The organism is Actinoallomurus sp. NPDC052308, from assembly GCF_040679195.1.
Classification (GTDB): domain Bacteria; phylum Actinomycetota; class Actinomycetes; order Streptosporangiales; family Streptosporangiaceae; genus Actinoallomurus; species Actinoallomurus liliacearum.
Genome location: NZ_JBFAUM010000001.1, coordinates 997,691 through 1,022,872, shown reverse-complemented (window position 1 = coordinate 1,022,872; position 25,182 = coordinate 997,691). Strand labels below are relative to the sequence as shown.

Below are 25,182 nucleotides of genomic sequence, written 5' to 3'. Positions count from 1 at the left end.
CCAGCGAGTCTACGGCCAGCCGGACGCGCGTCTCACGTCGTTTCACATCCTGGACGTTCCCCCGCGGACAGGATCATCGCCCGTGCGCTTGGTGGCCGAACCTCGCATACGCGACCACGTGACCATCGCCCTCGCAAACTACGAGCACACCGAGTCGGGAATCCGTGACCCAGGTGGCTACCAGTTCATCCGCAGCGCTCCGGCCACGGGCCGTGGTAGACGGACAATTCCGTGGAGCGGGCAGGAGAGGCCGGCTCGCCGTCAAGGCGGACCGGCTTCTCGGCGGATTTCCCGATACCCGTCGACGAAGCTATAGAGCGCGGTAGGGTGCGGTGCCATGCAGTTACGGTACGCCTACCGCCTTTACCCCACCCCCGCACAGAGCATCGCGCTCGCGAGGGCGTTCGGGTGCGCGCGGGTGGTCTTCAACGACGCCCTGCGTGCACGACGCGACACCCACACGGCCGGGCTGCCGTATCTGTCGGATGGGGAGTTGTCCAAGCTGATCATCACCGAGGCGAAGAAGACCCCTGAGCGGGCGTGGCTTGGTGAGGTATCGGCCGTGGCGTTGCAGCAGGCGCTGGCCGACCTGAACACCGCCTACCGCAACTTCTTCACCTCGGTAACAGGCAAGCGGAAGGGGCCGAAGGTCGCGTCGCCGCGGTTTCGGTCTAAGAAGGACAATCGGCAGGCGATCCGCTTCACCCGCAACGCCAAGTTCGCCGTCACCCCGGGCGGAAAGCTGTGCCTACCGAAGATCGGGGATGTGGCGGTCCGCTGGTCCCGGCAGTTGCCGTCCGAGCCATCCAACGTGACGGTCATCAAGGACGCGTCCGGGAGGTATTTCGCCTCCTTCGTCGTTCAGGTCGGCGAACAACCCCTCCCACCGGCCGATGCCGAGTCCGGGATCGACCTGGGCCTGTCCCACTTCGCGATTCTGTCCGACGGGCGGAAGATCAGCTCTCCGCGGTTCCTGCGCCGGGCGGAGAAAAGACTCAAACGTCTGCAGCGGGCACTGGCCCGCAAACAGCCCGGATCACGCAACCGGGTCAAGGCGCGCCTGACCGTGGCCCGCCAGCACGCCAAGGTCACCGACGCGCGTCGACAGTTCCACCACCGGCTGTCCACGGAGTTGATTCGCGATAATCAAGCGATCTACGTGGAGAACCTGCCGTTCTGGGACTAGCGCGCACGACGCTGGCCAAAAGCGTGCATGACGCCGGCTGGTCGTCCTTCGTGGCGATGCTGGAGTACAAGGCTCGCCTGTATGGGCGGACCGTCCACCGGATCGACCGGTGGTACCCCTCCTCCAAACAGTGCTCCGTTTGCGGGGCACGGGCCGAGTCGATGCCCCTGGACGTCCGATCCTGGACCTGCCCATGCGGAGCGGTCCACGACCGGGACGTCAACACCGCCAAGAACATCCTCGCCGCCGGACGGGCGGAGAGACTAAACGCCTCCCACACCCGTGGGCGGGACGGCACAAGCCGTCCCGGTGGAGGGCAGCTAAGACCACCCCAACCCGGTGGCATGCCCCTTGAAGCAGGAAGCCACAGAGGCGCCGCATGACGCGGCACGGACTGAATCCCCGGCCTCCCGGCCAGGGAGCGCGTCAATGGGAATGGAAGGCCCATCGGCTGGCCGGTCCGGCCCGACGAGACGCTGGTGACGGCCACCCTGCTGTAGAGGTTCCAGCCGAGGTAGACGAGCACGAATGGGAAGAGCGTCCGGCCGACCGCGGTGACGTACGGCTCGTCGGGATCCTTGATCACCGACAGGCCCCGGCCCAGCGTGAACATCATCCCGATCGTCACGACCAGCGAGGCCAGCACGGCCACGCTCAGCGGCAGCAGGATGACGGCCTGCCGGAGGCCGTGATGACGGCCGCTCCCGAGGTGGGAGATGCCCTGGAGCATCACGTAGCGGATGATCGTCCCGGCGCTGAACCACATCGCCAGCGGCACGAAGTACCGCACCGCGAGCCGGAACGCCGACACCGGCAGCAGCGCCGTGCCGAGCGCTCCGTCACGCCGGGCGGCGGAGCGGCCCGGCTCGGCGGGTTCGGCGGCTGGTGCGGCAGAGGCGGCCATCGCCCCGAATGCTAGTGGCCCGGCCTCGCCTCAGCGGGCCGTTCGCCCGCGCACCAGCCGCTCGCTCGCCCTTCCGGTCGTCTCTACTCGTCGCCTTCGACGCGCATGACGCTGGCGACCTCGCGGACGATCTCCTGGTCGCGGAGGTGCTCGACGGTGGCCGAGAGCGCGCCGTCGGGGGCCCGGTGGGTGACGATGACGAGCTGCGCCTCCTCGCCGTGGCCCTCCTGGCGTACGGCCTGGATCGACACGCCGTGGTCCGCGAAGACGTCCGCCACGCGGGCCAGCACGCCGGACCGGTCCGCCACGTCCAGGGAGACGTGGTAGCGCGTGACCGTGTCCGCCATCGGCAGCACGGGCAGGTCGGCGTACGTGGACTCGGCGGGCCCGCGGGTGCCGTGCACCCGGTTGCGGGCCACCGCGACGAGGTCGCCGAGCACCGCGCTGGCGGTCGGCGCCCCGCCGGCGCCCGCGCCGTAGAACATCAGCGAACCGGCGGACTGCGCCTCGACGAACACCGCGTTGTACGCCTCGCGGACGTTCGCCAGCGGGTGCGTGCGCGGGATCATCACCGGGTGCACGCGGACGGACACGCCGCGGCCGTTCCGGCCGTCCTCCGACGGCACCCGCTGGCAGATCGCCAGGAGCTTCACGACACAGCCCATCGCCCGGGCGCTCGCCATGTCGGCGGAGGTGACGTCCGCGATGCCCTCCCGGTGCACGTCCGCGGCCGTGACCCGGGTGTGGAACGCGAGCTGGGCGAGGATCGCGGCCTTGGCCGCCGCGTCGAACCCCTCGACGTCGGCGGTCGGGTCGGCCTCGGCGTACCCGAGGGCCTGCGCCTGCTCCAGCGCCTCGGTGAAACCGGCCCCGGAGGTGTCCATCTTGTCGAGGATGTAGTTGGTCGTGCCGTTGACGATCCCCATCACCCGGTGCACGTGGTCGCCGACCAGCGACTCGCGCAGCGGGCGCAGCAGCGGGATCGCGCCCGCCACGGACGCCTCGTAGTAGAGGTCGACGCCGTGCTCCCGGGCCGCGCCGAAGAGCGTCGCGCCGTCCTCGGCGAGCAGCGCCTTGTTGGCCGTGACGACCGACTTTCCGGACTTCATCGCGTCCAGCAGGAGGCCGCGCGCGGGCTCGATGCCGCCGATCACCTCGATCACGATGTCGACGTCCGGGCGGGTCACCAGCCCGGTCGCGTCCGTGGTCAGCAGCTCCGGCGGCACGCCCTCGCGCCGCTTGTCCTTGCGGCGCACCGCGATGCCGACCAGCTCCAGCGGCGCGCCGACCCGCGCGGCGAGGTCGTCCGCCTGCTCGTGCAGGAGGCGCACGACCTCGGTGCCGACGACGCCGCAGCCGAGCAGCGCGATCTTCAGCGGTGGTCTCAGGGGCTGGACGGAGCTCACGGCGACACCTCCAGGCGCAGCAGATCGTCCTCGGTCTCGCGGCGCAGGATCAGCCGCGCCCGGCCGTCGCGTACGGCGACGACCGCCGGCTTGGGCACGTGGTTGTAGTTGTTGGCCAGCGAGCGGCAGTACGCCCCCGTCGCCGCGACCGCGACCAGGTCGCCGGGGGCGAGGTCGGACGGCAGCCACAGGTCGCGGACCACCATGTCGCCGCTCTCGCAGTGCTTACCGACCATGCGGCTCAGCATCGGATCGGCGTCCGAGCGCCGGGAGGCCAGCGCGGCGGTGTACTCGGCGCCGTACAGAGCGGTGCGGATGTTGTCGCTCATGCCGCCGTCGACGGAGACATAGGTGCGCAGCCCCTCCAGGGGCTTGACCGTGCCGACCTCGTACAGCGTGACGCCGCCGGGCCCGGAGATCGTACGACCGGGTTCGACGGTCAGCCGTGGGATCGGCAGGCCCTTCTCCTCGCAGGCGCGCGTGACGATGCCCCGCAGGTTGTCGGCGATGTGCTTTGGATCGAGCGGGTCGTCGCCCTCGAGGTAGGCGATGCCGTACCCGCCGCCGAGGTCCAGCTCGGGCAGTTCGACGCCGTGCTCGTCGCGGATGGCGACCAGCAGCTCCACGACGCGCCGGGCGGCCAGCTCGAAGCCGTCGGTGTCGAAGATCTGCGAGCCGATGTGGGAGTGCAGGCCGACGAGCTCGAGCTCCTTGATGCCGATGACCCGGCGGGCGGCCTCCTGCGCCGTCTCGCGGGCGAAGCCGAACTTCTGGTCGTCGTGCGCGGTGGCGATGAACTCGTGCGTGTGCGCCTCGACGCCCGTCGTCACCCGGACCAGGACCTTGGGCCGGACGCCCAGCTCACGGGCGAGGTGCCCCAGGCGGGCGATCTCCTCGTACGAGTCGACGACGATGTGGCCGACGCCGACCTCCAGCGCCCGCGTCAGCTCGGCCGTCGACTTGTTGTTGCCGTGGAACGTGATCCGCTCCGGCGGGAACTCCGCCCGGAGCGCGATCGCGAGCTCTCCGCCGCTGCAGACGTCGAGCCCCAGCCCCTCGTCCCGCACCCACCGGGCGACCTCGACGCACAGGAAGGCCTTGCCGGCGTAGTAGACGTCGCCGTCGCTGAAGGCCGCCGCGAACTCCCGGCAGCGGGACCGGAAGTCCTCCTCGTCGTAGACGTACAGCGGCGTGCCGAACTCCGTGGCGAGATCACGGACGTCCACGCCGCCCACCGTCAGCACCCCGTCCTCACGGCGGGCGCCGCGCGGCCACACGCTGGGAACGAGCGCGTTCAGGTCGCTCGGCGGAGGCAGGGGGTGGTCCTCGGGCAGCACGTCCGCGTGCCGAGGACCGGCCGGGTGAACTCGACTCATCGACTGCTCTTTCTGTAGGGGCTCAAAGACGATCGTTCGGGGTCTCGCCGAGCATGCGGAGGGCGTTGCCCAGGACGACGTACGCCGCTTCAGCCAGGCTAAGGCGTGCGCGATGGTGACCGGTGATGGGCTCGTCGCCCTTGGGCAGGGGCGAACACCATTCGTGAACGTCGTGGTACGCGTCGGCGATGAGCTCCAACTGCCGGGTGAACGGCCGCGGGTCGTCCGTCCGCGCCGCCTGCTCGGCCCGGCTCGGGAACTCCGCGAGCAGCGCGAGCAGCCGTGCCTCCCGCGGGTCGGTCAGCGGGCCCTCGGCGGCGCGGACGCCCAGCTCGGCGGCCTGCCGGCGCACGGCGGCCGCCCGCGCGTACGCGAAGCGGACCACGAAGCCCGGATTCTCGAAGGTCAGCGGGCGCTCCGGCCAGGTCGCCCGCGGCACCGCCACGACGCCGTACGTCTCGTCGATGCGCGCGATCAGCGAGGCGCTGACGCCGATCGACAGGAAACCCGGCCCCGTCACCCGTACGTCGCCCACCCCGGGCATCCGGCCGAGCCGGGCGGCGAGCAGGCCCGCGATCTCCGTGGCGGGCCGCCCGGCGGCGCGCGCGAGCCGCAGCGGAAGCGGCGTCGCGTACTCACCGCTCGCGGTGACCGTGGCGGGAACGCGGTCGGGCACGGGCACGGCGAACTCACCCTCGTCGACCGCCCCACGGACGGCGGCCACGACGGCGGCGTTCAACTCGGCCAGGGTCACTCGATGAGACTAACCGACCAGCATGTGGACATTCGGCCGTCACGGGCCGTCGGCACGCGAAATCCTCCGGCCGATGCCGCCGGCAGCAGTGATCTCGCCGCTCCCCTGGTCAGGCCACCGGGCCCGCGCCGGCCAGCTCGCGGACCGTACGGATCAGCTCGGCGGGGTCGAACGGCTTGGTCACGTAGGCGTCCACGCCGATCTCGTGCCCGCGGCGGATGTCGTGCTCCTGGGCCCGTGCGGTGATCATGACGACCTTGATGTCCCGCGTCAGGGGGTCGTCGCGCAGCTTGACGGCCGTCACCCAGCCGTCGAGCCGGGGCATCATGACGTCAAGGGTGATCACGTCCGGCGCGATGTCCCGCACCCGGTCGAGGCAGTCCTGCCCGTCCACGGCGGTCAGCACCTCGAAACCCTCCAGCTGGAGGTTCACGGCGATCAGCTGCCTGATCACCTCGTCATCGTCGACGACCAGTACACGTCCCAGGGTCACGACCGCCAAGCTAACGCCTTCCCCGGCCCGGACACGCGGATAACGGCCACACTCATGCCACACACCCGCGGATCCGCGGGCTCGACGATCTTTTCCCGCGCTCGGGAGAGCGACGTTCGCCCAGCTCATCCGGTCCCGATCGAGCGGCGCGGCGGCAAAACGTGTTCGAGTGTGGTCGGTGAGCTGGTAGTCTCTATCCGTCCCGAGCCCCCTTAGCTCAGGGGATAGAGCACCGGCCTCCGGAGCCGGGTGCGCTGGTTCGAATCCAGCAGGGGGCGCCTTCCAGCAGTCAGCGCGATCTAGCGGCTGACCTGGACAGACGCACGAAGAACGGGCCGGACTCCAGTCTCACTGAGTCCGGCCCGTTCTCGCTGTTCGGCACTGTTCACGAGAGACCTGCGAGAGAGCTTCTCGCGTTCCCGACGCTCCTCCGAAGGCAATCCCCCGCGCGTCACGCCGGAGAGGACGCTGCCAGCCAGCGGAACGCCGAACCCTTGGTGTGGTGTAGACGCTACGCGCGGGTCCTCCGTGGACGTCGGGATCCTCACCGACCCCGGGGGGCGGTGCTACGCCGTCTTCGCGGCCGACGATGAGTCCCTGCCGGAGGTTGCGATCCTCACCGACCCCGGGGGGGCTGGTGCTGCCTCAAGCGAGCACTTCTTAGAGCCTTCAACCCAAAGTTGCGATCCTCACCGACCCCGGGGGCCGGTGCTGCCACTTCTGCCGCCCGTTGTCAACGGTTGACTGACCAACGTTGCGATCCTCACCGACCCCGGGGGGCCGGTGCTGCCCCACGCCGTTGGCGCCCTTCGGCCCGGCCCAGTACGAGTTGCGATCCTCACCGACCCCGAGGGGCCGGTGCTGCAAGCTGTCTCCGGCCGCGCAGGACCTCGTCAAGCACTGGTTGCGATCCTCACCGACCCCGGAGGGCCGGTGCTGCCGAGGGCAACGCGTCTCATGGCCCGTTCCTATCGCATGTTGCGATCCTCACCGACCCCGGGGGGCCGGTGCTGCCGCACGGGCCCAGCGCCTCCTCGGGCTGACCACGTGGGTTGCGATCCTCACCGACCCCGGGGGGCCGGTGCTGCTTCGCCCGGACCTCAGCGGCTCCGGCACCGGTCGAGTTGCGATCCTCACCGACCCCGAGGGCCAGTGCTGCCAGAAGCTTGTCCGTAATGTTGCCGATGACCACGCCGTTGCGATCCTCACTGACCCCAGAGGGCCGGTGCTGCCCAGTCACTCGCGCACCCGGCGTACGTAGGTTCCACTGGAGTTGCCCCATCCTCACCGACCCCGCGCGGGCCAATGCTGCACGGGTCCCTCGCCCCACGCATACCCGATCAACCGGACGTTGCGATCCTCACCAAGCCGGAGGCCAGTGCTGCCCCAGAGAATCCCATGATTAATGACTTTGTCGATGACGTTGCGATCCTCACCGGCCTCGGAGCCCCGGTGCTGCCCGGCCCGGGGAACTTCCCGCGCTCGTTGATCTGCTGGTTGCGATCCTCACCACCCCCCGGGGGGGCGGTGCTGCGCTCGGCGGCTTCGGTTGCACCCGGAACCTTGCCGGTGTTGCGACCCTCACCGGGCCCAGAGAGCCGGTGCTGCTCGTCTCCTTCACGCCCTTTCGGATCCCGGCGTCCTGTTGCGATCCTCACCGACCCCGGAGGGTCGACGCTGCTAGGAGACCTGGGTCCGCGATTGCGCCATGTATCTGCGGTTGCGATCCTCACCGCCCCCGAGGGACCGGTACTGCGCCGCATGTGTCCGTGTGATGGTCAATCGATCACTCGTTGCGATCCTCACCGATCCCCAGAGGCCGATGCTGCGGACGCCGCGCCACCTTTGGCCTTGCAGACCGACCCGTTGCGATCCTCACCGACCCCGGGGGCTGGTGCTGCCCGTCGGGTCAGCAGACGATCCGTCTGCCGCGAGTCGGGTTGCGATCCTCACCGACCCCGGGGGGCCGGTGCTGCCGATCTCCACGACCGACGCCGGGTAGCGGGCCGCGGTGTTGCGATCCTCACCGGCCCCGGAGGGCCGGTGCTGCCCGCAGACTCGGGCGTCTGGAGGCGAGATAGATGGCGGTTACGATTCTCACTGACCCCGGAGGGCCGGTGCTGCACGCCGTACACACGCCACACGTCGCCGCCGAGCGGGGTGTTGCGATCCTCACCGACCCTGGAGGGCCGGTGCTGCACCTGCGGAGGTACCCCAGTGAGGGTCCTCGTTTAGGTTGCGATCCTCACCGATTCCGGAGGGCCGGTGCTGCATCACCTCGGGCCGGGGTTGCGATCCTCACCGACCTCGGACGGCCGGTGCTGCGCCCAGACGGCCAGGACGTCGTAGGGCGTGTGGGTGACGTTGCGATCCTCGCCGACCCCGGAGGGCCGGTGCTTCTGAGCTCTACACGGAGCACACGGACGTCTCTCTGCTGTTGCGATCCTCACCGACCGCAAAGGGCCGATGCTGCCACCGTGTACCGAACGATCGCAGAGACCGAGGGCGTGTTGCGATCCTCACCGACCCCCGAGGGCCGGTGCTGCAAGGTAGTGAGACCCCGAACCGGCACCGCAGATTGAGTTGCGATCCTCACCGAACCCGGGAGGGCCGGTGCTGTCTCGTCGCCTCATACACCGCAGCGAGCACATACCAGTCGTTGCGATCCTCACCGGTTCCGCCGGTGCTGCACGGGCCGCCAGGATTAGGCCCAGTTCCCCGGCCGCGATGTTGCGATCCTCACTGACCCCGGAGGACCGGTGCTGCCCGCAGACCCTGATCGAGGCGGGCGTCTTCCTGGGCATTGCGATCCTCTCCGGCCCCAGAGGTTCGGTGCTGCCTTCCCCGAGGTATACGACGCGCCCTCGATGGCCTTCACGTTGCGATCCGCACCAACCCCGAGGGGCCGGTGCTGCCCTCATCGTCGCCGGTAGCGGTCTCGTCGAAGGCGACGTTGCGATCCCCGCCGACCCCGGAGGGCCGGTGCTGCGCCGGCGATCGGCCCGACAGGGCAATCCTCGCCGCGGATGTTGCGATCCTCACCGACCCCGGAGGGCCGGTGCTGCGCCTCGGCGAGGGTGTTCGCGATCGGGGTGCCGGTGTTGCGATCCTCACAGACCCGAGGGCCGGTGCTGCGCCAAGGACCTGCATGGCGGCCAGGGCTGGGCCGCACTGTTGCGATCCCTCACCGACCACGGAGGGCGGTGCTGCTGGTTAGCTTGCCCATCGTATAAACGCCGTCGACGTTACGGTTTCGTTGAGTCTTAATTCAGTTAAGAAGTTACGTGCCTCGCTCCGAGGACTGTTCGTCAATTCGTCTCCGTTATTCCACGATTCTGGTGAGAGCGACCTCGCCCGGCAGATCGCCTTCGTTGACGGTGATTGTGTAGTCGGTGAACACTCGAGCTGGGCTCTTCTTAGTGGGCGCGATTTGGATGTGGTCGAAGAGCTGATGGGCTGGGGCGGAGCCGTATGCGTCGGCGTGGGTGAACACATATAGGCGACGGAGAGCCATTTCGCCACGAGAGGAGGCGCGGTCATGTTCGAACATGAGGGTAGTGGCGCGCCAGAAGATGGCCAGGTCGTCAGCGGTGACGCCGGTACGGCGGGCGAGGGGGGCGCTGTAGTGGCCGTAGCCGACGTACAGTCCGTAGGGGACGGCGTGTTTGGTGCCCATTTCGGTTGACTCGCCCTTGTCGATGTCGGCTTGGCGGGTTTGGGTGACGCGGGTGATGCCGTGTTCCTGGGCGAAAATCGGCTCGACGGTGCGGGAGAAGGTGAGCTGGATGGGGCCTTGGACACGTCCACAGGAGAATTTCTTGCCCTTTTCCCCTTGGTCGCGTCCGGTGGTCATGACGGCGCCGAACATGCGGACGTCGAAGAAGGTTTCGCACATCCATTTTTGGGCTTCGGTGGCGGCTCCGGGTTTGCCGGGGGTCAGGCCGCGGGCGGCGTAGGCGCGTTCGTGTTGGGCGTTGAGGGAGACGCCGGCTTCGACGTAGATGTCGTAGCCGGGTTGGCCTTCGCCGAGGAGGGCGACGGTGTTGCGGATCTTGCGTTTGATAGCGACGTCGGTGACAAGGCCTTGCATGGTTTCGGGATCGACGCGGGGCATGCCGCCGGCGTCGGGGTCGCCGTTGGGGTTGCCGTCGCGGACGTCGTAGATGAACACGAAGTCGTGTTTGCGGGTGGAGTCCAGGTGTGCAGCGGTGGTGGCCATCGTGATCCTTCCTCAGGGGTGGGCGGGGTCAGGCGTCGGCCGTCGCGCCTTTGGCAGCGCGGGCGGCGGCAATGTCGGTGGCGCGTTGGTGGTCGTAGCCGAGGATGAAGCGGGCTTGGCCGCGCATGTCCAGATGCGCAGGGGGTTCTTCTTTCAGGCGGGCGACCAGGTCGATGAGCCTGCTGTCCAGGGCGTAGCCGGCGCCCCTCGTGAGTTGGCTGCGTTGGAGCTTGCGCAGATGGGCCTTAGCGTTGACGCGCAGGCTTCGGAAGGTGGCCAGCGGTTGTGTCATCGCGACGCTGAAGTAGCGGTCGGCGATGGTGGTGTTGACCTCGGGCAGGGCTTTGCGCTGGATGGCTTCGAAGACGGCGAAGGTGCGGCCCCACAGGTAGGCGGGGTCGTCGGCGTCGATGTTGAGTTCGGGCATGAGCGGCTCCTGGTTGCGACGGCGGTGGGGTGGGCGGTTGAGGATCAGCCGCAGCAACGCGATGCGGGGCGGGTCGATGCGGTGGTCGGCGCGGATGCGCTGCAGCAGGTTGGGCAGCAGGCTGGTCGGCGGTGGGGTGGCGCGGATGGCGGCCAGCAGCAGGACGCGTTCGGTCGCGTGCGGGGCGGTGCCGGTGATGTATTGGTTGCGTCGTTTGTCCCAGCGCCCGGCGGCCTGCACCAGCCGCCGCAGCGGCACCGGTTGCGGGCCGTCGTCGTTCCAGGGGTCAATGACCTGGTGGTCGGTGAACCAGGTCCCGAGGTTGGCTTTGAGAGTGGGGATGGGGACCTCGATCCAGTCCCGGACCACGACCCGGCTCTGGTTCGCCCCGAGCGTGACGGCGTAGAAGGCGTTCTCGTCTGTGGCCGCGAGAGCACGGTCGCCGTAAGGGCGATGGGCTGCGCGGATGAGTTCTTTGACGTCGGCGAGCTGGGGCGTGAACACCGACTGCAGCCAGTCGGGCTCGGCGGGGTCGCGGAGCCACCACACCAGGGCGCTGTCGGTGTTGCGGTGGTGGTGGGCCCGGTCGGTGAGCAGGGCGTTGAGGGCAGCCATGACCTGGCTCCCGCAGTCGGCGCACACCGGGGTGTTGGCCAACTGGATGGCACCGCCCCGGCCTTGGGCGGGCTTGTTGATAGAGATCAGCTGCGCATCACGACCCCGCCCGGACGCGGCCGGGATGGCGCCAGCTTTGATCGGTTCGGGAATCGTGGTCAGCAGCGACCCGACCTGCCCGCACACCAGGCACACTCCCGCCCCGCCTGAAGTGGTGGTGCTTTTGCGCTGGCCGACGACCTGTGCCCAGAACGCCTGGGCTGAGGGCTGCAGGTGCGCCCACGCGCTGTCGACGCGGATCGCGACCGTGTCCGACGGCTTGGCTTCCTCCGGGATTGTGATCTGCAGGTGTCGCTCGGCGTCGAAGAACGTGCATACCGCTTGGGCGGCCGGGTCGGTGGGGGCGCTGTCGCGCCAGCCGTGGATGAGGGCCACGTACTGGTCGTTGCGTTGTTCGGCGTCGCGTTCGGCTTTGTCGCTGTCGTCTTTGAGCATCCCCAGGACGTATTCGAGGGTGTCGACCAGCAGCATCGGGGGCGGGGTGCGCCCGGACCGGTAAATGTAGGGGGTGGCCAGCACGCGGCCCGCAGGGTTGCCGGCATCGGCCAGCGAGCCCAGCTCGACCGGCCGGGATGGCTCGGTGGTGTCGAGGTGGATGACCCAGCGGATGGCGCGTTTGCGGTAGTACGGCGGTGGCAGGTCGACGCGACCCTGCCCGTGTTCGATCAGTTTCTTCAGCAGCATGCGGTCACCTCCTCGCGGCGGCGGGGCCGGCGGTGGGGAGTTCAGCGCCGTGCGGTGGCACGCCCATCACGCCGTGCTTAAGTTCGGCATGGAACCAGCGGTACGTCTCCCCGGCCGGGCTGTAGTGGATGCTGTGCAGCATCACGCCCAGGTCTTTGTCATCGGTGATCGTGTCGCGGTCGGTGGCTGGCCCGAAGGAGGCCGAGCATTCCCGGGTGCCTAGGAACGGCTGGGAGAAGCACCGGCCCCGATCTACGCGGCGGCGCAGCTGGTGACGGTATTTGGCTTCGGGGTCCTTGGCGTGGGAGCGGAGCCGGATCTGCGCGTGGATGCGGTAGGCGACGTCGCGCAGGAAGACGGTGTTGCGCTGGTCTCGGTCGTTCTCCACGTCGTAGCGCAAGCTCGGGTCGGTCATGGCCTTGCGGATCCAGTCGACGGTGAGCATCGAGCCGACCTCGTTGCGGCGGATGGAGGTCCAGCGGATCGGGGCCAGGACGTCGATCTGGGTGATGATGTAGTCGAACTCTGGCTTCCAGTAGATGGCCTCCAGCACGCCCTTGGCGGCCGAGGGGGTCATGACCTCATAGCTGAACCGTTCGGTCTTCAGCTCTGGCCGGGTGAAACACGCGTACGGGCCGGCGACCTCGACGACGACCGGGCCATGCCGGTACCAGGGATGTTCGGTTCTGCTCACAGGCTGTTCTCCTGATCCTTGGGGGGCGTGAGTTCGATGCCACGCTGTGGGTGGTAAGCGCCGCGCCACTCATACAGATCACCGACCAGTTGGCGGACTGGGTGCGGGCTGCCGTCGGCCACCGCGCTGCGCGGGATCGCGGCCAGGTGGGGCTGCAGCTTGCGGAACACCCAGGCGGGGGCGGGTTTGGGCGATCGCAGGAGCCGCAGCAGCGAGTCGCACTCGCGGGCGGCGTCCCCGGTGGCGTAGCGGGTGATGACGGGGACGGTCCGTTCATCGATCATCTTGAACAGCCGTGCGACCTCGGGGAAGTCCAGGTCCCGGCGCAGCTGCTGGATGGTCGTGCCGACGCTGGCGTCCTCGACGCCCTTCAGTTCGAACCGCTCTTTGTAATACAACGCCAGCGCGCCCGGGTCGTCAGGGAACGCCCGGCCCGGACCGAAGTGCCGTCGGGTCGCCGTCAGTGCCGCCCCGTACACCGCCCATGCTCCCGGGTCGCCGTCGGCCGGATCGAACACGATCACACGGCCGTACGGCAGCAGGCCGTTGCGGTTGGCTCGCCCGGCCGCCTGCTGCAGCGCATCGGCGGAGGCCCATGCCCGGATCACAATCGGGAAGTCCAGATCGACCCCGGCCTCGACCAGTTGGGTGGACACCACCGCCACCGGCTCACCGACCGCCAGTCGTTCTCGGATCTGTTCCAGGACCGCGTTGCGGTGCGCGGCGGCCATCCGCGTCGACAGGTGCAGGACCGGCCCCTCACCGGTCCAGCACTCGGAAAGGTGGCGGTGCAGATCGGCGGCGTCTTTGGTGGTGTTGGCGATCACCAGCACCTGACGTTCCCGGCCCGCACGCTCGGCGACCTGCCGTAGCGTCGGCTTTGGTCGAAGCCACCACTCATACCGCGCCCGGCGCAGCTGCCCGTACAGGTGCTCCGGCCGGGCGATCACGTCGTGAATTTGCAGTTCACGGAAGGGGCTGAGCTCGAAGAACGCCGGCTGAGTGGCCGAGGCCAGCAGCACAGTGGTGCCGAAGTATTCGGTCAGATGCCGCAGCACCGACAAGATCGGCAACAACAACCGGTCCGGCAGCGCCTGGACCTCATCCAGCACGATCACCGACCCGGCCAGCCGATGTAGCTTCCGCATCGCGGAGGGCCGGTTGCTGAACAACGACTCGAACAATTGCACTGTTGTGGTCACCACGAACGGCGCGTCCCAGTTCTCCGCCGCCAGCCGCTGCCACCGGCTGGCGCGCCTGCCTCCGTCCAGATTCACGCCACTGTGGTGCTCCAGAACATGGTCCTCGCCGAACAGCTGCCGATACACCTGCGCGTTCTGCTGAGTGATCGACAAGAACGGCACCGCCACCACGACTCGACCAAGGCCATACCGGCGGGCGTGATGCACGGCGAACCCACCCGCCGCGATCGTCTTGCCCGAACCCGTCGGCGCCGGCAACCGGAACATCCCCGGCCGTGCCACCGCCGCGGCGACTGCCTGCTCATATACCTGTTCCCGGATCGCATCCACTGGCGACGGTTCAGCCGCCGTCAGCAGCTGTGCTCGGGACCGCTCGAAGGCGTCGGCGAGCACCCCTACGGGCGAGACCGAACGCCGCAGTTCACCGCCGTTGAAATGCTGCTCGGTGTCGAGGAAGTCCGCATCGACCAGCGCACTGAACACCAGGCGCAACAGCAACTCCGCCGCGAACGCATCCGGCCGCCCCGCCACCCAGTCCGGCAGCGAAGGTCGAATCCCGGGGTGGATTTCCGGGACCAGCTCCGCTGCCCGGGTGACCGCTTCGGTCACCCGCTCCCACTCGCTGGCTTCGACCGCCATTAACGCGGCCTTCAAGGTCGCACGCGAGGGCAGCCCACCGTGATGCCCGAAGACTGCGGCCGCCAGCGGGCCAAGACCCTGCTCATGCGCCAGCCAGGTCCCCGCGAGCTTGTGATCGATCCCGATCGGCTCATCCTTCTCGGCGCGAAGCAGGGCTGCCTGCCACCCGCATGCCGCCTTCCCGACGTCGTGCACCAGCCCCAGATACGCCGCTAACTCTCCCGCCCCGAACACCTCCGCGAACCCTCGCGCGAGGGCGGCCGTACGACGCAGATGCTCCGGCAGCCCATGCCACTGGCCATCCCCGTTGGCGCTGTGAGCGTAGACAGACACCGAAACCTCACCTCCTCCATCGGGACTCTCAGCATGCGAACGGTAACGGAGGGGTCTGACAAAACCAGAGACAGGCTCTCCGCAGGCATCCAGCTTCTCCGCACAGAACCGTTGTTCAGCTGATATCGAGCTAGAACGGCGATGAAGGCCGACGAGTCGGCCTCCATCGCGACATTCGGGCGTTTCTGTGCTAAAGCCCGCTTCGCTGAACATTTCGATCCTCGACGGTTCCTCGTCGCTGCTGGCGAGGCTAGCACTTCGTTCAACGGAGTGGGCATACTCAGCTCCGTCCATGTCCCGACTTGCGCTAGCGTTCATCTCCGTGAGCCCGGTACGGCGCGATGGCGATAGCTCCCTGCTAGAAAGTCAGCCTCAAGCGGCACCCGCTCCGACGCTGCGGGACCAATGTCTGAGCTGAAAAAAGTCCGCACTGGGATCGGCGGGTTAGGGGTTCTGGCAGCAACCCTGGCCGCCGCAGGTCATTCATGGGCGGCAGCGGCATGCCCAGTCATGGCCGTGATTATCTATGTAATCGGCGAGTTGATGCTCCAGCATCGGCGCGACTCAGCGATTGCAGAGCGCGCCAACGCCAAAGATCTGGTGGCCTACGAGGCGGTGAAAGCCGGCAGTATCAACTCAGCTGACCTCGCTGCCTACCTCCTCGACAGACACCATTCGGACGAAAGCGGGCCTGCCGGGTGAGCTAACCGCAGTCGGCTCGGCCGTCCCGATCATTCTTTGAACTGCTGGGACTGCATTGTGACTCGTCCGCAACCAACTCGGAACCGCCTGCGTGGACCGCACGGCCGAGGCCACCGCTGACCGAATTCCCCTCGGGGTCGGCGCTGCTGGGGCATCCCGGGGCACCATCGCTAACCAGTAATGGCCCTTTGCGATCCTCACCGACCCGAGGGGTCGGTGCTGCCGTCCGCGCTCACGGTCCAGACGATCACGACCGGCACGCTGCGATTCTCACCGACCCCCGGGGGCCGGTGCTGCCAGTGACCGGGACGAGCGTGTTGGCCGTGAAGGGCCCGTTGCGATCCCCACCGACCCCGGGGAAGGCCGGTGCTGCGTCGGGGTGACTGGTGCCGTGTTGGTGCTGATCTACATGTTGCGATCCTCACCGACCCCGAGGGGCCGGTGCTGCTTGATTGTTCCAACTCCAACGTGCGAGAGCCGTACAGAAGTTGCGATCCTCACCGACCCCGGGGGCCTGTGCTGCGGCAGCCATAGACAACGTTGCTTCCGGCCCAGGCAGTGTTGCGATCCTCACCGACCCCGGAGGGCCGGTGCTGCCGACAAGGCGCTGGCCGGCCAGCGCGAGAACTACCAGGTTGCGATCCTCACCGCCCCCCGGGGGGCCGGTGCTGCCCGTGATCTTCCATTGGTAGCCTGCCATCTCCTTGCTCGCGTTGCGATCCTCACCGACCCCGGGGGGCCGGTGCTGCTCGCCACTGTTCGGCAGGAATCCTGGCAGTGTGACGTTGCCGCCGCAGCTGTCAAGCATCAGAGGCTGCCACGATCGCCGTCATCAGGCTGCGGGTCACCCTCCTAAGGGACCGGAGCGCCTTCGCGCAGGGCTCGTTGTATCCGTCGGTTCACTGCCATTTCCTGGTTGTCGAGACAACCCGCGTATCGCTTGAGGAGTACCTCAACGGAGTTACCTGCTCTGTTGGCCACCTCAGCGGGATTGACGCCTGCGTTCAGCCATGTCGTGAGTGCAGCATGGCGTAGGTCGTACGGTCGCCCCGCGAGGGGGGAGTCGACCTGGGCGGGCGTGAATGCGAGCTTCCTCGCTTCCTCCCAGACGCGGGAGAACGTCGTGGATCCGACGATGCCACCGCGCTCGTTCTGGAACAGACGGCCGTCGTCGGCAACGCCGAACTCCTTGATGTGCGCTCTGAGGATTTCCACCAGCCACGGCGGGATGGGCACGTTGCGCACCGCGTTGGCGTCGCGCTGCTTGAGTCCCCGAGGGTCGTGCCGGTTGCCGCTGTCGGTCCACTTCTTGGTGGTAACCGGCAGCGTCTTGGCGAGGATGAGCCTCCCCCATCCCTTCTCGGGGAGCTCGCAGTCGCTCTCACAGAGGGCAACGGCCTCGGCCGGTCGGAGTCCGGCGTAGTACAGGACTGCGAAGAACGCCTCCAGCCTGCGCCCACGGGCTCGGTTCCATGACCCGACGTACGAGACGGCCGTCAGTAGCTCGCGTGCCTGGGCATGGGTGATGACCACGCGCGGGTCGACACGATCTGCGGTGGCCGTCCGCTTGGCCTTGAGTCGCTTGAGCGGGTTGTCTGGGATCTCCTCCAGCTCGACGGCGTATTCGAGGGCGGTGTTCAGGCCGCGTCGGCGGCGTCGGAACGTATCGCCAGCAGCCCTCCGCCCTTCCATGGTGAGCGTGAGCCGGTGGAAGACCCGTCGCACGATCGCAGGGTCGGTGATCGAACTGAGCGCCAAGGATCGGCGGCTGAGCCAGCGCACTGCAGGCTCAAGCTTTCGCGGCGGGTCCGCCTGAGCGTTCGCCGGGTGCACGGCCCACAGGAATGCGTGCCGGAGAGCCGTGTCGGTAGGGCGCTCTGGCCCGCCTTCGACCATCACGAGCATGGCCATCGCGAGGCTGTCCGTGATGGATTCGCGGGTCTTCGCGGCAGCTCCCTCCCAGCGAACGGCGACGTAGGCCTTGCAGAAGGCGAAGAAGCTGTTCGCCTTCTTGATCTTGAGCATTGACTGCGGCAGTCCCGTCGCGACGTCGAACTCCTCGCCCCGGCCCATCGCCTGGATCAGTTCGGAGCGGAAGCCGTCGGCAAGCGCGAACGTCGCGAACGTGCTGGTGAACACCTCACCGGCGACAACCCACCGCACCATGTGCGGCTTGGTCTTGCTCTTCGCCTTGCCGATCTTCCATGGTCGCCGGACATCCCGAGTGGTGCCCTTGCTGCCTGGCGTTCCGCGCCGACGAGGTGCGGGCGATTCCTGGACGGCGGTCACGCTTCGACCTCCTCGAGGTCGGCGAGCCAGCGGTCCAGTTCGACGCGGCGAATCCGTATGCCGCCGTTCGGGAGTTTGATCGAACGCGGCCCCTTCCCAAGCTGCCGCCAGCGGTAGAAGGTGGCGCGCGGGACGTCGATCTCGGCGAGGACTTCGGAGATCGTTAGCAGCTTCCCCATGAGGTGTCTCCTGCTGTGATCGGTTGGTATCGCGTCACCGGCGCCGTGCTTGGTGGCTGTGCCGCCGGTGACCGTGGTGGCTGTGGAGCTGCAGACGCCCTGTTGGCGCACGTGGGAGAGGTAGCGCGTAAGCAGAAATCAGCAGAAGTTGTTCTGCTGCTTTTCGCTTACGCCCGCCAGCGGACCGGAGTGATCGAGTCGTGTGGCGGAGGCAACGCCTTGTCGCACTCATCGGGCGTCCTCCAGTGCGGCGGGGTGGACCTCGTACAGGGGCGCGGGCGGGCGTCCGCGACCGGTGCGCGGTGGTGGTGGAAGGCGGCGGATCCAGCCGTGGGTTTCCAGGACGCGCAGGGCCGGGTCCATGTCGGTGATCTTTTTGAACCGGGAGCGGAGTGCGGGTTGGGCGTCACGGGCGGCGAAGCGTGTGGTGGTGGTGTGGCGGGTCCAGTCCAGGAGGGCTTTGGCGTCGGCGGTGGCCGGGTCGGCTCCGATGGCGTCGTAGGCGGATTTGGCGTGTGCGGTGAAGTAGTCGCCGATGTCGCGGGCGTCGGCGAACGTCGCGGCGTCGATCGGGCGGTTCCAGCCGTCGCGTAGATGCTTGGCGAGGTGGAGGAGGCCGGCGATGCGGACGACGGCTCCGACGAACTTGCCGCCCCAGTCGGTCATGTGGGCCAGGTCCCCGTCGGCGCGGAAGCGGGGTTCGGTGTCGGCGAGCAGTTGGGTGATGGCTTCGTGTGCCTCGTCGGTGAAGGTGAGTGTGGCCGGTTCGGGCAGGCGTGCGAGTGACAGGATGAGGGTCTTCATGGTGGTCTGGTAGCTCGCTTCCTGGTCGGTGGGCATGGGGGCGGGCCGGTTCTTGCGGTGGCCGAGCAGCGAGTCCGGTACCGCGTACAGCAGTCGGCCGAGCAATCCCTGATCGCGGAATTGCGGGGTGTCGCCGAGGGCGGCCAGGACGCCGGGCTGGGTGCAGATGCCGAGGGTGACGGTGGCGGCGTCGACGTGTTCGGACGCGCGGCCGACGCGGTCGACCCGCAGCTCTTCGCCGGCGTGGCCTTTCTTCAGGACTGCGAAGTTGGGCGCGCCGGAGTAGCGGCCGGCCGCGATGGAGAAGATCTCTCCCTCGGGTGACAGGACCGCCATCCGGCCGCCCTGCTCGCACAGCAGGGAGGTGAGGACTTCCACCGTGGCGTCGTCGGAGAACAGCCGCGGGCGTGCGGGCACGGTCGCGGCGTCGAGGGCGAGTTTGGCCTCGGTGGCCTCCATGAGCACAAGCGCGCGCTGTGTCGGGTCGAGGCTGCTGGCGTTCTCAGCGGTCTTGGCGGCCTGTTCGGCTTGTGCTTCGGCGACCCGCCGGGTGATGACCGCCTCGGCGATCATCGGCTCCGCTTCGGTGATCAATGCTTTCTCAGCGGCCTTAATAGGTGCGCACATCGCCCGGTAGACCTCGGACTTGCGGTTGCCGGGCGGCAGAACGACGACGACGAACAGGTTCGCCGGTTCCTTCCAGGCCGGGGCCTGGATCCAGACCTTGCCACCTGCCGCAACGGCCAGCACGGCCAAGGCGAGGCATCCGGCGAGGTCGGCGGGTGTCTGGGTGACCTCGGCGAGCGATGCGGCGTACTCCCCCAGCCAGTCCGGCAGGGTCCACAGCGGGAAGGTCGGCAGCGCAGTGACGGTGGCGGTCAGTGGTGTGGGTTCGGGCCACCCTCGTACGTCGGCAGCCGTGATCGCGGCGAGTTCGGCGCTGACGGCTCCGCGGAGTTCGGTGATGGTGCCGTCGGCGGGCGCGTCGTAGCCGAGTTGGATGAGCCGGGTGCCGGTGTCGATCACGCGCCGGGCGTAGGCCAGGTCGCGTACGAGGTGGGCGTAGTAGCCGGCGGTGGCGGCGGTCGGTACGGCGCTGACGAGGGTGTGCAGGTACGGGCCGCCGCCGACCTTGACCAGGTCGCGGCCGAGGGCGCCTGCGACCGGGATGGCGTGGAACGGCTCGCCGCCATCGGCCAGGCCGGTGATGGCCTCCCAGATCCGGGCGTGGGCGGGCCGGTAGAACTCGCTGCCGTCGAGGATCTCGCGGACCTCGGCCAGCACGGGCGGTGCGAGCATCACCGCGCCGAGCACGACCTGTTCGGCCTGGATGTTGTGCGGCTGGACGCGGGACAGGTCGGCGTCGGCCTGGTCGCCGTCGAGGACCCGCAGCGTGCGGGCGGTACTCATGCCGCCTCCGACGGGTGGGTGATCTCGTTGATCAGGGCGCGGGCCGTCGTGTGGGACGTGCGCAGGCGGCGGGCGAGCGTGGTGGCGGTGCCTCCGGCGGCGAGGATGCGGGCTGCGGCGAGGCGGCGTTCGGTCGGGGTGAGTGCCACCGGGCGTATGCCTCGTGCGGCCAGGTCGATCGCGATCGGGTCGAGGATGCCGTCCTCGGGGAGTAGCCGGGCGGTGCGGCGTCGGGCTACCGGCTGGCCGGACGGAGCCGAGTGCTTCATGATGGAGATGCCTCCTTCGGTTACGTGATCGGTTGGGGGCTGCGGTCCGGCGTCGTGCTTGGTGGCTGTGCGCCGGACCGCTTTCGCGTCTCTAGAGCCGGTCGCGGCGGCTCCGGTTGGCGCGGTCGTGGGTGCGGGCGAGGTAGGTCCAGATGCGCCGGCCGGTGCGGATCTTGCCGCCGGTTCCCTTGCAGGCGTGGCAGTGCCGCCAGGCGCGGCCGGACGGTGAGTGGAACCGGCCGAGGCCGCCGCAGTTACGGCACGACCGGAACGGCCAGATCGCGCAGCTGATGAGGTAGACGACGACGGCGAAGACGGCAGCGATGACGATGGCTCCGCTGCCTCCGCTGTGGCTGCTAGCGGCGGCGATCACAGGTGTCACGGGTGGCCTCCAGGCGCGTTTCCGTGGGTTGCTGCAGGTAGGGGCGCTAGGCGCTTGATCGCTGGTCAGGCGGTGGATCGGGTGCTAGCGGGGCCGCTAGGTCTAGCGGGGTGAGGCGCTAGACCTAGCGACTCGGCGCGCGGTCACCGGCGGCGGGCTTGCGCGGCTTCGGCGGCGGCGATGACGTCGGCTCGGGTGATCCCGCGACGGTTCGCGCGCTTGCCGTTTTCGTCCTGTCCCCAAACCTGGCCGGTCGGGATGCCGTATGGCTTGAGGGCGTCGGCGAGGCCGGTCGGTGTCCATCCGCCGTACAGCTCGGGCCGCAGCTGGGCGAGGCGGGCGATGACGGTCTCGGACCAGACCTTTTCCTCGTCGGCGCTGGTCACGGACAGGATGTCGGCGACGAGGGAGATCTTCGTGTCGGCGACGTCGGTGTCCTCGCCGGCGGCGTAGCCGGACAGGGTTCCGGCGGCCTTGCGCAGGGCGCGGGCGCGCTCGCAGATGGCGTCGGCGCCGGGGTTGTCGACGTAGTAGGACCGGACGATCTGCGGGTCGTCCTCGTCGCCGACGAGCCATCCGATGCCCTTGTCCTTCTTGGCGAAGGTGGTGGCCTGGATGCCCTTCTTGTACATCGAGGTTCCGAGGATCATGTCGTTCTCGACCTGGCCCATGACCCGCAGGCACAGTCGGATCCCGACGTTCGCGCTGATCGCGGTCGGTAGGGAGTCCTTATCGGGCCGCTGGGTGGCCAGCAGCAGGATGACGCCCAGGGCACGGCCGAGCTTGATGATGGTCGTGCACAGCTCGCCGGCCTCCTTGCCGAACCGCGGGTGAGCGAACAGGTTCTGGCACTCGTCGATGATGAACACCAGCGGGAACAGCCGCAGCGAACGCTTGGCGGCCAGTTCGGGTGTGACCTTGTTCTCCGGGCAGATGTCCTTGGGCAGCTCGCGGATGGTCTTGGCACGCCGTTCCAGGTCCTTGGCGACCTCGCCCAGCGACTCGACGCAGCGGGCGAAGGTCTCGTCGTCCTGGCCGGAGGCGTAGTGGTGGGCGACCTTCTCGCACGCCGACAGGTCACCGGTTCCCTTGAGCTCGAACACACGCATCTGCGCGAGCGGGTCGAGGGCTGCGGCCAGAGCGAGGATGCGCAGCGCGAACGTCTTGCCCATGCCGGGCATCGCGCCGATGAGAGCGTTGGCATACATGAGCGTGAGGGCGACCTGGCGGCCGCGCGGGTCGGTGCCGAACGCGAACGCCTCGAACAGGCTGACCTTGCCGGTCTTGGCCAGCGGCCAGGCGGCGGGCTTGACCTGGGACATGTCGCGGTCACCGACCCACAACGCCATCCGGCCGGGGTGCTCGTTCGGCACGCTCTCGGGCCACACGCAGCCCAGTGGCCGGCGCAGGCCGGAGGCGAGCTTTTCGCGGCGGTCCATGATGTCGGACACGGTCACGCCGTACGGCAACTCGACGTCGGCGCGCCAGCCGGGGCCGTCGCGGGTGATCGGCGCGGGGAAGGTGATGCCCTCCCCTCCCTTGGCGATGGCCTTATTGATCTCCCCGATGCCGAGGGAGGCCAGTGCCCGGATGACGACCTCGGACGTGAGCTTCTGGACGCGCGGGACGATCACCGCGACGTCGATCAACGGTTTGTCGGCCGGTGAGCCGTACCAGCCGAGCGCGGACACGATCATGCCGAGGGCGAGCAGTTGGGCCAGGCCGGGCGCAGCGAACAGCGTCGACGCGGTGATGAGCGCGGCGACGAGGGCACCGGCCACCACGATGCGGCGGTAGACGACGCGGGCGTCGCGCATCCGCATCAGCTTCAGGTACGTCTCGGGATCGTTCTTGGCCACGGCGTCGAGCCGTAGCGGCATCCCCTCGGCGTCCGAGGCCCACCGGCTCACCGCCGTGACGAGGCGTACGGCACCGCGCGGGGACCGGAAGGTCAGGCGCGCGCCGTACACCGGGATGCGGGCACCGTGGTAGGCGGCGGTGTGGCCGATGTGCCCGGCCGTCCACCGGACGGCGTCGGTGAACTCGGCGCGGTCGCGCAGCCACGGTGCGATCACCGGACGACGCTGCACCGTCCGGGTCTTGAGGGCGGTGGCGAATTTGCCGGGTTCGGGACCGTCCGGGCTGTCGACGCGTACGCGCGTCGTGCCCTCGTCCTCGCTGGTGCGCCGACGGGTGTCTTCGGCGGCCTCATGTCGTGTGGCCGGTGTGCAGGCACCGGGGAAGTCGATCAGCTCTCCCATGCCGTTGACGTCGCTCATTGGGCGTCACCTCCTTCGGTGGTGTCGGTCTTCAGGCGGGCCAGCAGTGCGCCGACGCGGTTGTTTCCGGCGGTCTGGCCGGCCTGGCGGAGTGCGGCGGCGAGGGTGTCGCGGGTCAGGACCTCGCCGCGCTCGCCCGCCTCGGCGGCGATGCGCCGTCCGGTCGCCATGAGGTCGTCAACGTTCGGGACGGTCCGGCGCTTGGTCCGTGGCATCCGGCGGTCGGACCGTCGCCGCCTGGTTGGCGCGCTCGTCCGGCGATCCGTCGTGGACGATGCGGGCTCGCCGTCCGCGGAGCCGTCCGCTCGTACCGGCGCGGCGGGCAGGTCGGGAAGGTCGGCGGCCGGGGCCAGCTCGCCCAGCTTGTAGAGGGCTTTCGTACGGCGCGGTGCCCTCCACCGCCAGGCGATCGGCCCATAGGTGTCTTTGAGGTCGGTGAGGGCGAGGATGCGGTCTCGCTCCCGGACGAGCGCGGCCGGGTAGGAGCGGATCTCCCACAGCACCATCCGGCGCCACAGCCGGACGGTCGGTGCAGGGGCGAGCAGCCACCGTGACAGGCGGACCGAATCCATCCGCGTACCGGCGGCCAGTCCGGCGCGGGCCCGGACGACGTGTGCGGCCACCTCCACGGCGGCGACCCACAGCGCAGGCAGTATCGCGTGGGCGACGACCCCGAACATCGACCGCTCGTCGGCGACGTTGAGGTAGACCGTCGCGCCGGTGAGGGACCAGGGGATCAGTCGAAGCCACCGGATCCGCATGTCCAGCCGCGCGAGCACGATGTCCAGCGCGGAGAACACGGCGATGCCCAGGTCGATACCTATCGGCACCGTGAACGCGAACCATCCGAACGAGTCGGAGGCGGCGGCCTTGACGCGGGCGAAGCTGTTGGCGAAACCGATCAGCCCGAGGGCGGCGACCAGGCCGCCGACCACGACGACCGCGGTCTGCTCGTTCTCGGTGAGCGGCCGGGTACGCGGCTCGGTGCCGAAACCCACCGAGTCCTGTACGGGCACCAGGCGTGGGGCCCCTGCGGTGAGGCGGGTGTCAGCCGTGGTCACGGTGCGCCTCCGCTTGCGTTGTCGGTCGGGCGGGCCCGCGCGGCGTCGTACGTGGTGACTGCGCACCAAGCAGGCGGGCGAGTGCTCGCCCTGGAGTGCCGTTCGCGTGCAGAACCGCGTCGGCGACGAGCAGGATGTTGCTCGCGTCGAGACCGCAGAGCCGTGCGCGCAGATCGACCGGGACGCCACCGAGGCCGGCGGCGATCCGCAGGACGGAGGCCTCGCTCGACGAGCACGGCAGCTCTCCGGCGTCGAGCGCGCAGACGGCGGCGGGCCAGTCGACAAACGCCGCAGACCCGGCGCGGCCGGACTCGACGGTCGCGCAGGCGTCCACGAAGTCCGAGCGCCGGAGCCACACACCGTGGCCGATCAGCAGCTCGACGGCGGCCTCAGTCGGCCGGTCACCCTGCGCGCCGATGCGCAGAAGCGCGGCCAGTTCGTCGGAGGTGCGTCGCATGCTCACGCCACCTCCTGGCGGACGTCGCCGGCGCCCTGCTCGCGCTGCCGACGGAATGCGGCCAACTCGGCGATCTCTTCGGCGGTGGCTCCCGCCCAGATGCCGCGGGCGGGCTTGGTGCGGATCGCGTACTCCAGGCACGCGAGCTGCACCGGGCAGGTGGCGCAGACGTCCTTGGCCACGTCCTCGCGGGCGGTGCGGGCGTCGGGGTGCTCGATCCGGTTGATCGGGTTGGGCCCGTCGTGGAGCTCGGGGTCGAATAGGCACTCGGCCCCGTCGAGGCATTCGTCTCGCAAGTCGGGCGTCGCCAGCTTGCTGGGATGGACGTTCACGTGGTCTCCAGTCGTTTGAGCCGTGA

Annotated in this window: 20 protein-coding genes, 1 tRNA gene and 1 CRISPR repeat array; of the genes, 4 read left to right on the top strand and 17 right to left on the bottom strand. The window is 68.9% G+C overall.

Annotated elements, in window-relative coordinates; translation table 11 throughout:
• The first annotated feature begins 337 nt into the window (after window positions 1-337).
• Complete coding sequence (locus AB0L00_RS05135) at window positions 338-1,186, top strand: transposase (RefSeq protein WP_364428530.1); 849 nt, start codon at window positions 338-340, stop codon at window positions 1,184-1,186.
• Window positions 1,187-1,242: 56 nt separating this feature from the next.
• Window positions 1,243-1,569, top strand: coding sequence for a transposase (locus AB0L00_RS05130; protein WP_364429017.1), 327 nt, complete (start codon window positions 1,243-1,245; stop codon window positions 1,567-1,569).
• Between the two features lie 604 nt (window positions 1,570-2,173).
• Here the strand turns inward: AB0L00_RS05130 and AB0L00_RS05125 are convergent.
• The 4 genes from AB0L00_RS05125 to AB0L00_RS05110 form a co-directional block, all read right to left on the bottom strand.
• On the bottom strand, window positions 2,174-3,460 hold the full coding sequence (locus AB0L00_RS05125) for a homoserine dehydrogenase (protein WP_364429014.1): 1,287 nt from the start codon (window positions 3,458-3,460) through the stop codon (window positions 2,174-2,176).
• 32 nt (window positions 3,461-3,492) lie between these two features.
• On the bottom strand, window positions 3,493-4,872 hold the full coding sequence (lysA, locus tag AB0L00_RS05120) for a diaminopimelate decarboxylase (RefSeq protein ID WP_364428527.1): 1,380 nt from the start codon (window positions 4,870-4,872) through the stop codon (window positions 3,493-3,495).
• Between the two features lie 22 nt (window positions 4,873-4,894).
• Entirely contained in the window at window positions 4,895-5,626 is a 732-nt protein-coding gene (locus tag AB0L00_RS05115) for a DALR anticodon-binding domain-containing protein (RefSeq protein WP_364428524.1), read from the bottom strand.
• Window positions 5,627-5,735: 109 nt separating this feature from the next.
• Entirely contained in the window at window positions 5,736-6,113 is a 378-nt protein-coding gene (locus AB0L00_RS05110) for a response regulator (protein ID WP_364429011.1), read from the bottom strand.
• Between the two features lie 212 nt (window positions 6,114-6,325).
• On the opposite strand from AB0L00_RS05110, the gene AB0L00_RS05105 reads away from it, so the two are divergent.
• Window positions 6,326-6,397 (top strand) — tRNA-Arg (locus AB0L00_RS05105).
• Window positions 6,398-6,652: 255 nt separating this feature from the next.
• Window positions 6,653-7,431: direct repeats of the CRISPR family, unit length 22 nt; unit sequence GTTGCGATCCTCACCGACCCCG.
• 2,010 nt (window positions 7,432-9,441) lie between these two features.
• On the opposite strand, the gene cas7c is transcribed toward AB0L00_RS05105, so the two are convergent.
• From cas7c to cas3, 4 genes are read right to left on the bottom strand one after another with little or no spacing between them, the layout of a single operon-like run.
• The gene (gene cas7c / locus AB0L00_RS05100) at window positions 9,442-10,338 is read right to left on the bottom strand and encodes a type I-C CRISPR-associated protein Cas7/Csd2 (protein WP_364428521.1); all 897 of its coding nucleotides are present in this window, start codon (window positions 10,336-10,338) and stop codon (window positions 9,442-9,444) included.
• 28 nt (window positions 10,339-10,366) lie between these two features.
• Window positions 10,367-12,124 (bottom strand): type I-C CRISPR-associated protein Cas8c/Csd1, encoded by a 1,758-nt coding sequence (gene cas8c, locus AB0L00_RS05095; protein ID WP_364428518.1) that lies wholly within the window; start codon window positions 12,122-12,124, stop codon window positions 10,367-10,369.
• A gap of 4 nt (window positions 12,125-12,128) precedes the next feature.
• A complete protein-coding gene (cas5c, locus tag AB0L00_RS05090; protein WP_364428515.1) occupies window positions 12,129-12,818 on the bottom strand; it encodes a type I-C CRISPR-associated protein Cas5c in 690 nt (229 codons plus the stop codon).
• Entirely contained in the window at window positions 12,815-14,992 is a 2,178-nt protein-coding gene (gene cas3, locus AB0L00_RS05085; protein ID WP_364428512.1) for a CRISPR-associated helicase Cas3', read from the bottom strand. The genes cas5c and cas3 overlap by 4 nt, the downstream gene beginning before the upstream one ends.
• A 405-nt stretch (window positions 14,993-15,397) precedes the next feature.
• Here cas3 and AB0L00_RS05080 point away from each other — a divergent pair, with 405 nt between their 5' ends.
• Complete coding sequence (locus tag AB0L00_RS05080; protein WP_364428509.1) at window positions 15,398-15,694, top strand: hypothetical protein; 297 nt, start codon at window positions 15,398-15,400, stop codon at window positions 15,692-15,694.
• Window positions 15,695-16,546: 852 nt separating this feature from the next.
• Here the strand turns inward: AB0L00_RS05080 and AB0L00_RS05075 are convergent.
• The 9 genes from AB0L00_RS05075 to AB0L00_RS05035 all read right to left on the bottom strand — a co-directional run bounded on the left by AB0L00_RS05075 (window position 16,547) and on the right by AB0L00_RS05035 (window position 25,156).
• Complete coding sequence (locus AB0L00_RS05075; RefSeq protein ID WP_364428506.1) at window positions 16,547-17,983, bottom strand: tyrosine-type recombinase/integrase; 1,437 nt, start codon at window positions 17,981-17,983, stop codon at window positions 16,547-16,549.
• Window positions 17,980-18,162 (bottom strand): helix-turn-helix domain-containing protein, encoded by a 183-nt coding sequence (locus AB0L00_RS05070; protein ID WP_364428503.1) that lies wholly within the window; start codon window positions 18,160-18,162, stop codon window positions 17,980-17,982. The genes AB0L00_RS05075 and AB0L00_RS05070 overlap by 4 nt, the downstream gene beginning before the upstream one ends.
• 228 nt (window positions 18,163-18,390) lie before the next feature.
• Window positions 18,391-20,376: a DUF3987 domain-containing protein gene (locus AB0L00_RS05065; RefSeq protein WP_364428500.1), complete on the bottom strand. Its 1,986-nt coding sequence runs from the start codon at window positions 20,374-20,376 to the stop codon at window positions 18,391-18,393.
• Window positions 20,373-20,645: a hypothetical protein gene (locus tag AB0L00_RS05060; RefSeq protein WP_364428497.1), complete on the bottom strand. Its 273-nt coding sequence runs from the start codon at window positions 20,643-20,645 to the stop codon at window positions 20,373-20,375. The genes AB0L00_RS05065 and AB0L00_RS05060 overlap by 4 nt, the downstream gene beginning before the upstream one ends.
• A 91-nt stretch (window positions 20,646-20,736) precedes the next feature.
• Window positions 20,737-21,027 (bottom strand): hypothetical protein, encoded by a 291-nt coding sequence (locus AB0L00_RS05055; protein WP_364428494.1) that lies wholly within the window; start codon window positions 21,025-21,027, stop codon window positions 20,737-20,739.
• Window positions 21,028-21,170: 143 nt separating this feature from the next.
• Window positions 21,171-23,306 (bottom strand): cell division protein FtsK, encoded by a 2,136-nt coding sequence (locus AB0L00_RS05050; protein WP_364428491.1) that lies wholly within the window; start codon window positions 23,304-23,306, stop codon window positions 21,171-21,173.
• Complete coding sequence (locus AB0L00_RS05045) at window positions 23,303-24,367, bottom strand: DUF2637 domain-containing protein (RefSeq protein WP_364428488.1); 1,065 nt, start codon at window positions 24,365-24,367, stop codon at window positions 23,303-23,305. The genes AB0L00_RS05050 and AB0L00_RS05045 overlap by 4 nt, the downstream gene beginning before the upstream one ends.
• Window positions 24,354-24,830: a hypothetical protein gene (locus AB0L00_RS05040; protein WP_364428485.1), complete on the bottom strand. Its 477-nt coding sequence runs from the start codon at window positions 24,828-24,830 to the stop codon at window positions 24,354-24,356. Before AB0L00_RS05040 ends, AB0L00_RS05045 begins: the two co-directional genes overlap by 14 nt.
• A complete protein-coding gene (locus AB0L00_RS05035; RefSeq protein ID WP_364428482.1) occupies window positions 24,827-25,156 on the bottom strand; it encodes a WhiB family transcriptional regulator in 330 nt (109 codons plus the stop codon). Before AB0L00_RS05035 ends, AB0L00_RS05040 begins: the two co-directional genes overlap by 4 nt.
• Between the last annotated feature and the right edge of the window lie 26 nt (window positions 25,157-25,182).

Bases quoted from the DNA above. Each gene is read 5' to 3' on its own strand.
- lysA (WP_364428527.1), bottom strand. From the start codon at position 4,872: ATGAGTCGAGTTCACCCGGCCGGTCCTCGGCACGCGGACGTGCTGCCC.
- AB0L00_RS05070 (WP_364428503.1), bottom strand. From the start codon at position 18,162: ATGGGGAAGCTGCTAACGATCTCCGAAGTCCTCGCCGAGATCGACGTC.
- AB0L00_RS05050 (WP_364428491.1), bottom strand. From the start codon at position 23,306: ATGAGCGACGTCAACGGCATGGGAGAGCTGATCGACTTCCCCGGTGCC.
- AB0L00_RS05130 (WP_364429017.1), top strand. From the start codon at position 1,243: ATGCTGGAGTACAAGGCTCGCCTGTATGGGCGGACCGTCCACCGGATC.
- cas8c (WP_364428518.1), bottom strand. From the start codon at position 12,124: ATGCTGCTGAAGAAACTGATCGAACACGGGCAGGGTCGCGTCGACCTG.
- AB0L00_RS05060 (WP_364428497.1), bottom strand. From the start codon at position 20,645: ATGAAGCACTCGGCTCCGTCCGGCCAGCCGGTAGCCCGACGCCGCACC.
- cas7c (WP_364428521.1), bottom strand. From the start codon at position 10,338: ATGGCCACCACCGCTGCACACCTGGACTCCACCCGCAAACACGACTTC.
- AB0L00_RS05080 (WP_364428509.1), top strand. From the start codon at position 15,398: ATGTCTGAGCTGAAAAAAGTCCGCACTGGGATCGGCGGGTTAGGGGTT.
- AB0L00_RS05135 (WP_364428530.1), top strand. From the start codon at position 338: ATGCAGTTACGGTACGCCTACCGCCTTTACCCCACCCCCGCACAGAGC.
- AB0L00_RS05065 (WP_364428500.1), bottom strand. From the start codon at position 20,376: ATGAGTACCGCCCGCACGCTGCGGGTCCTCGACGGCGACCAGGCCGAC.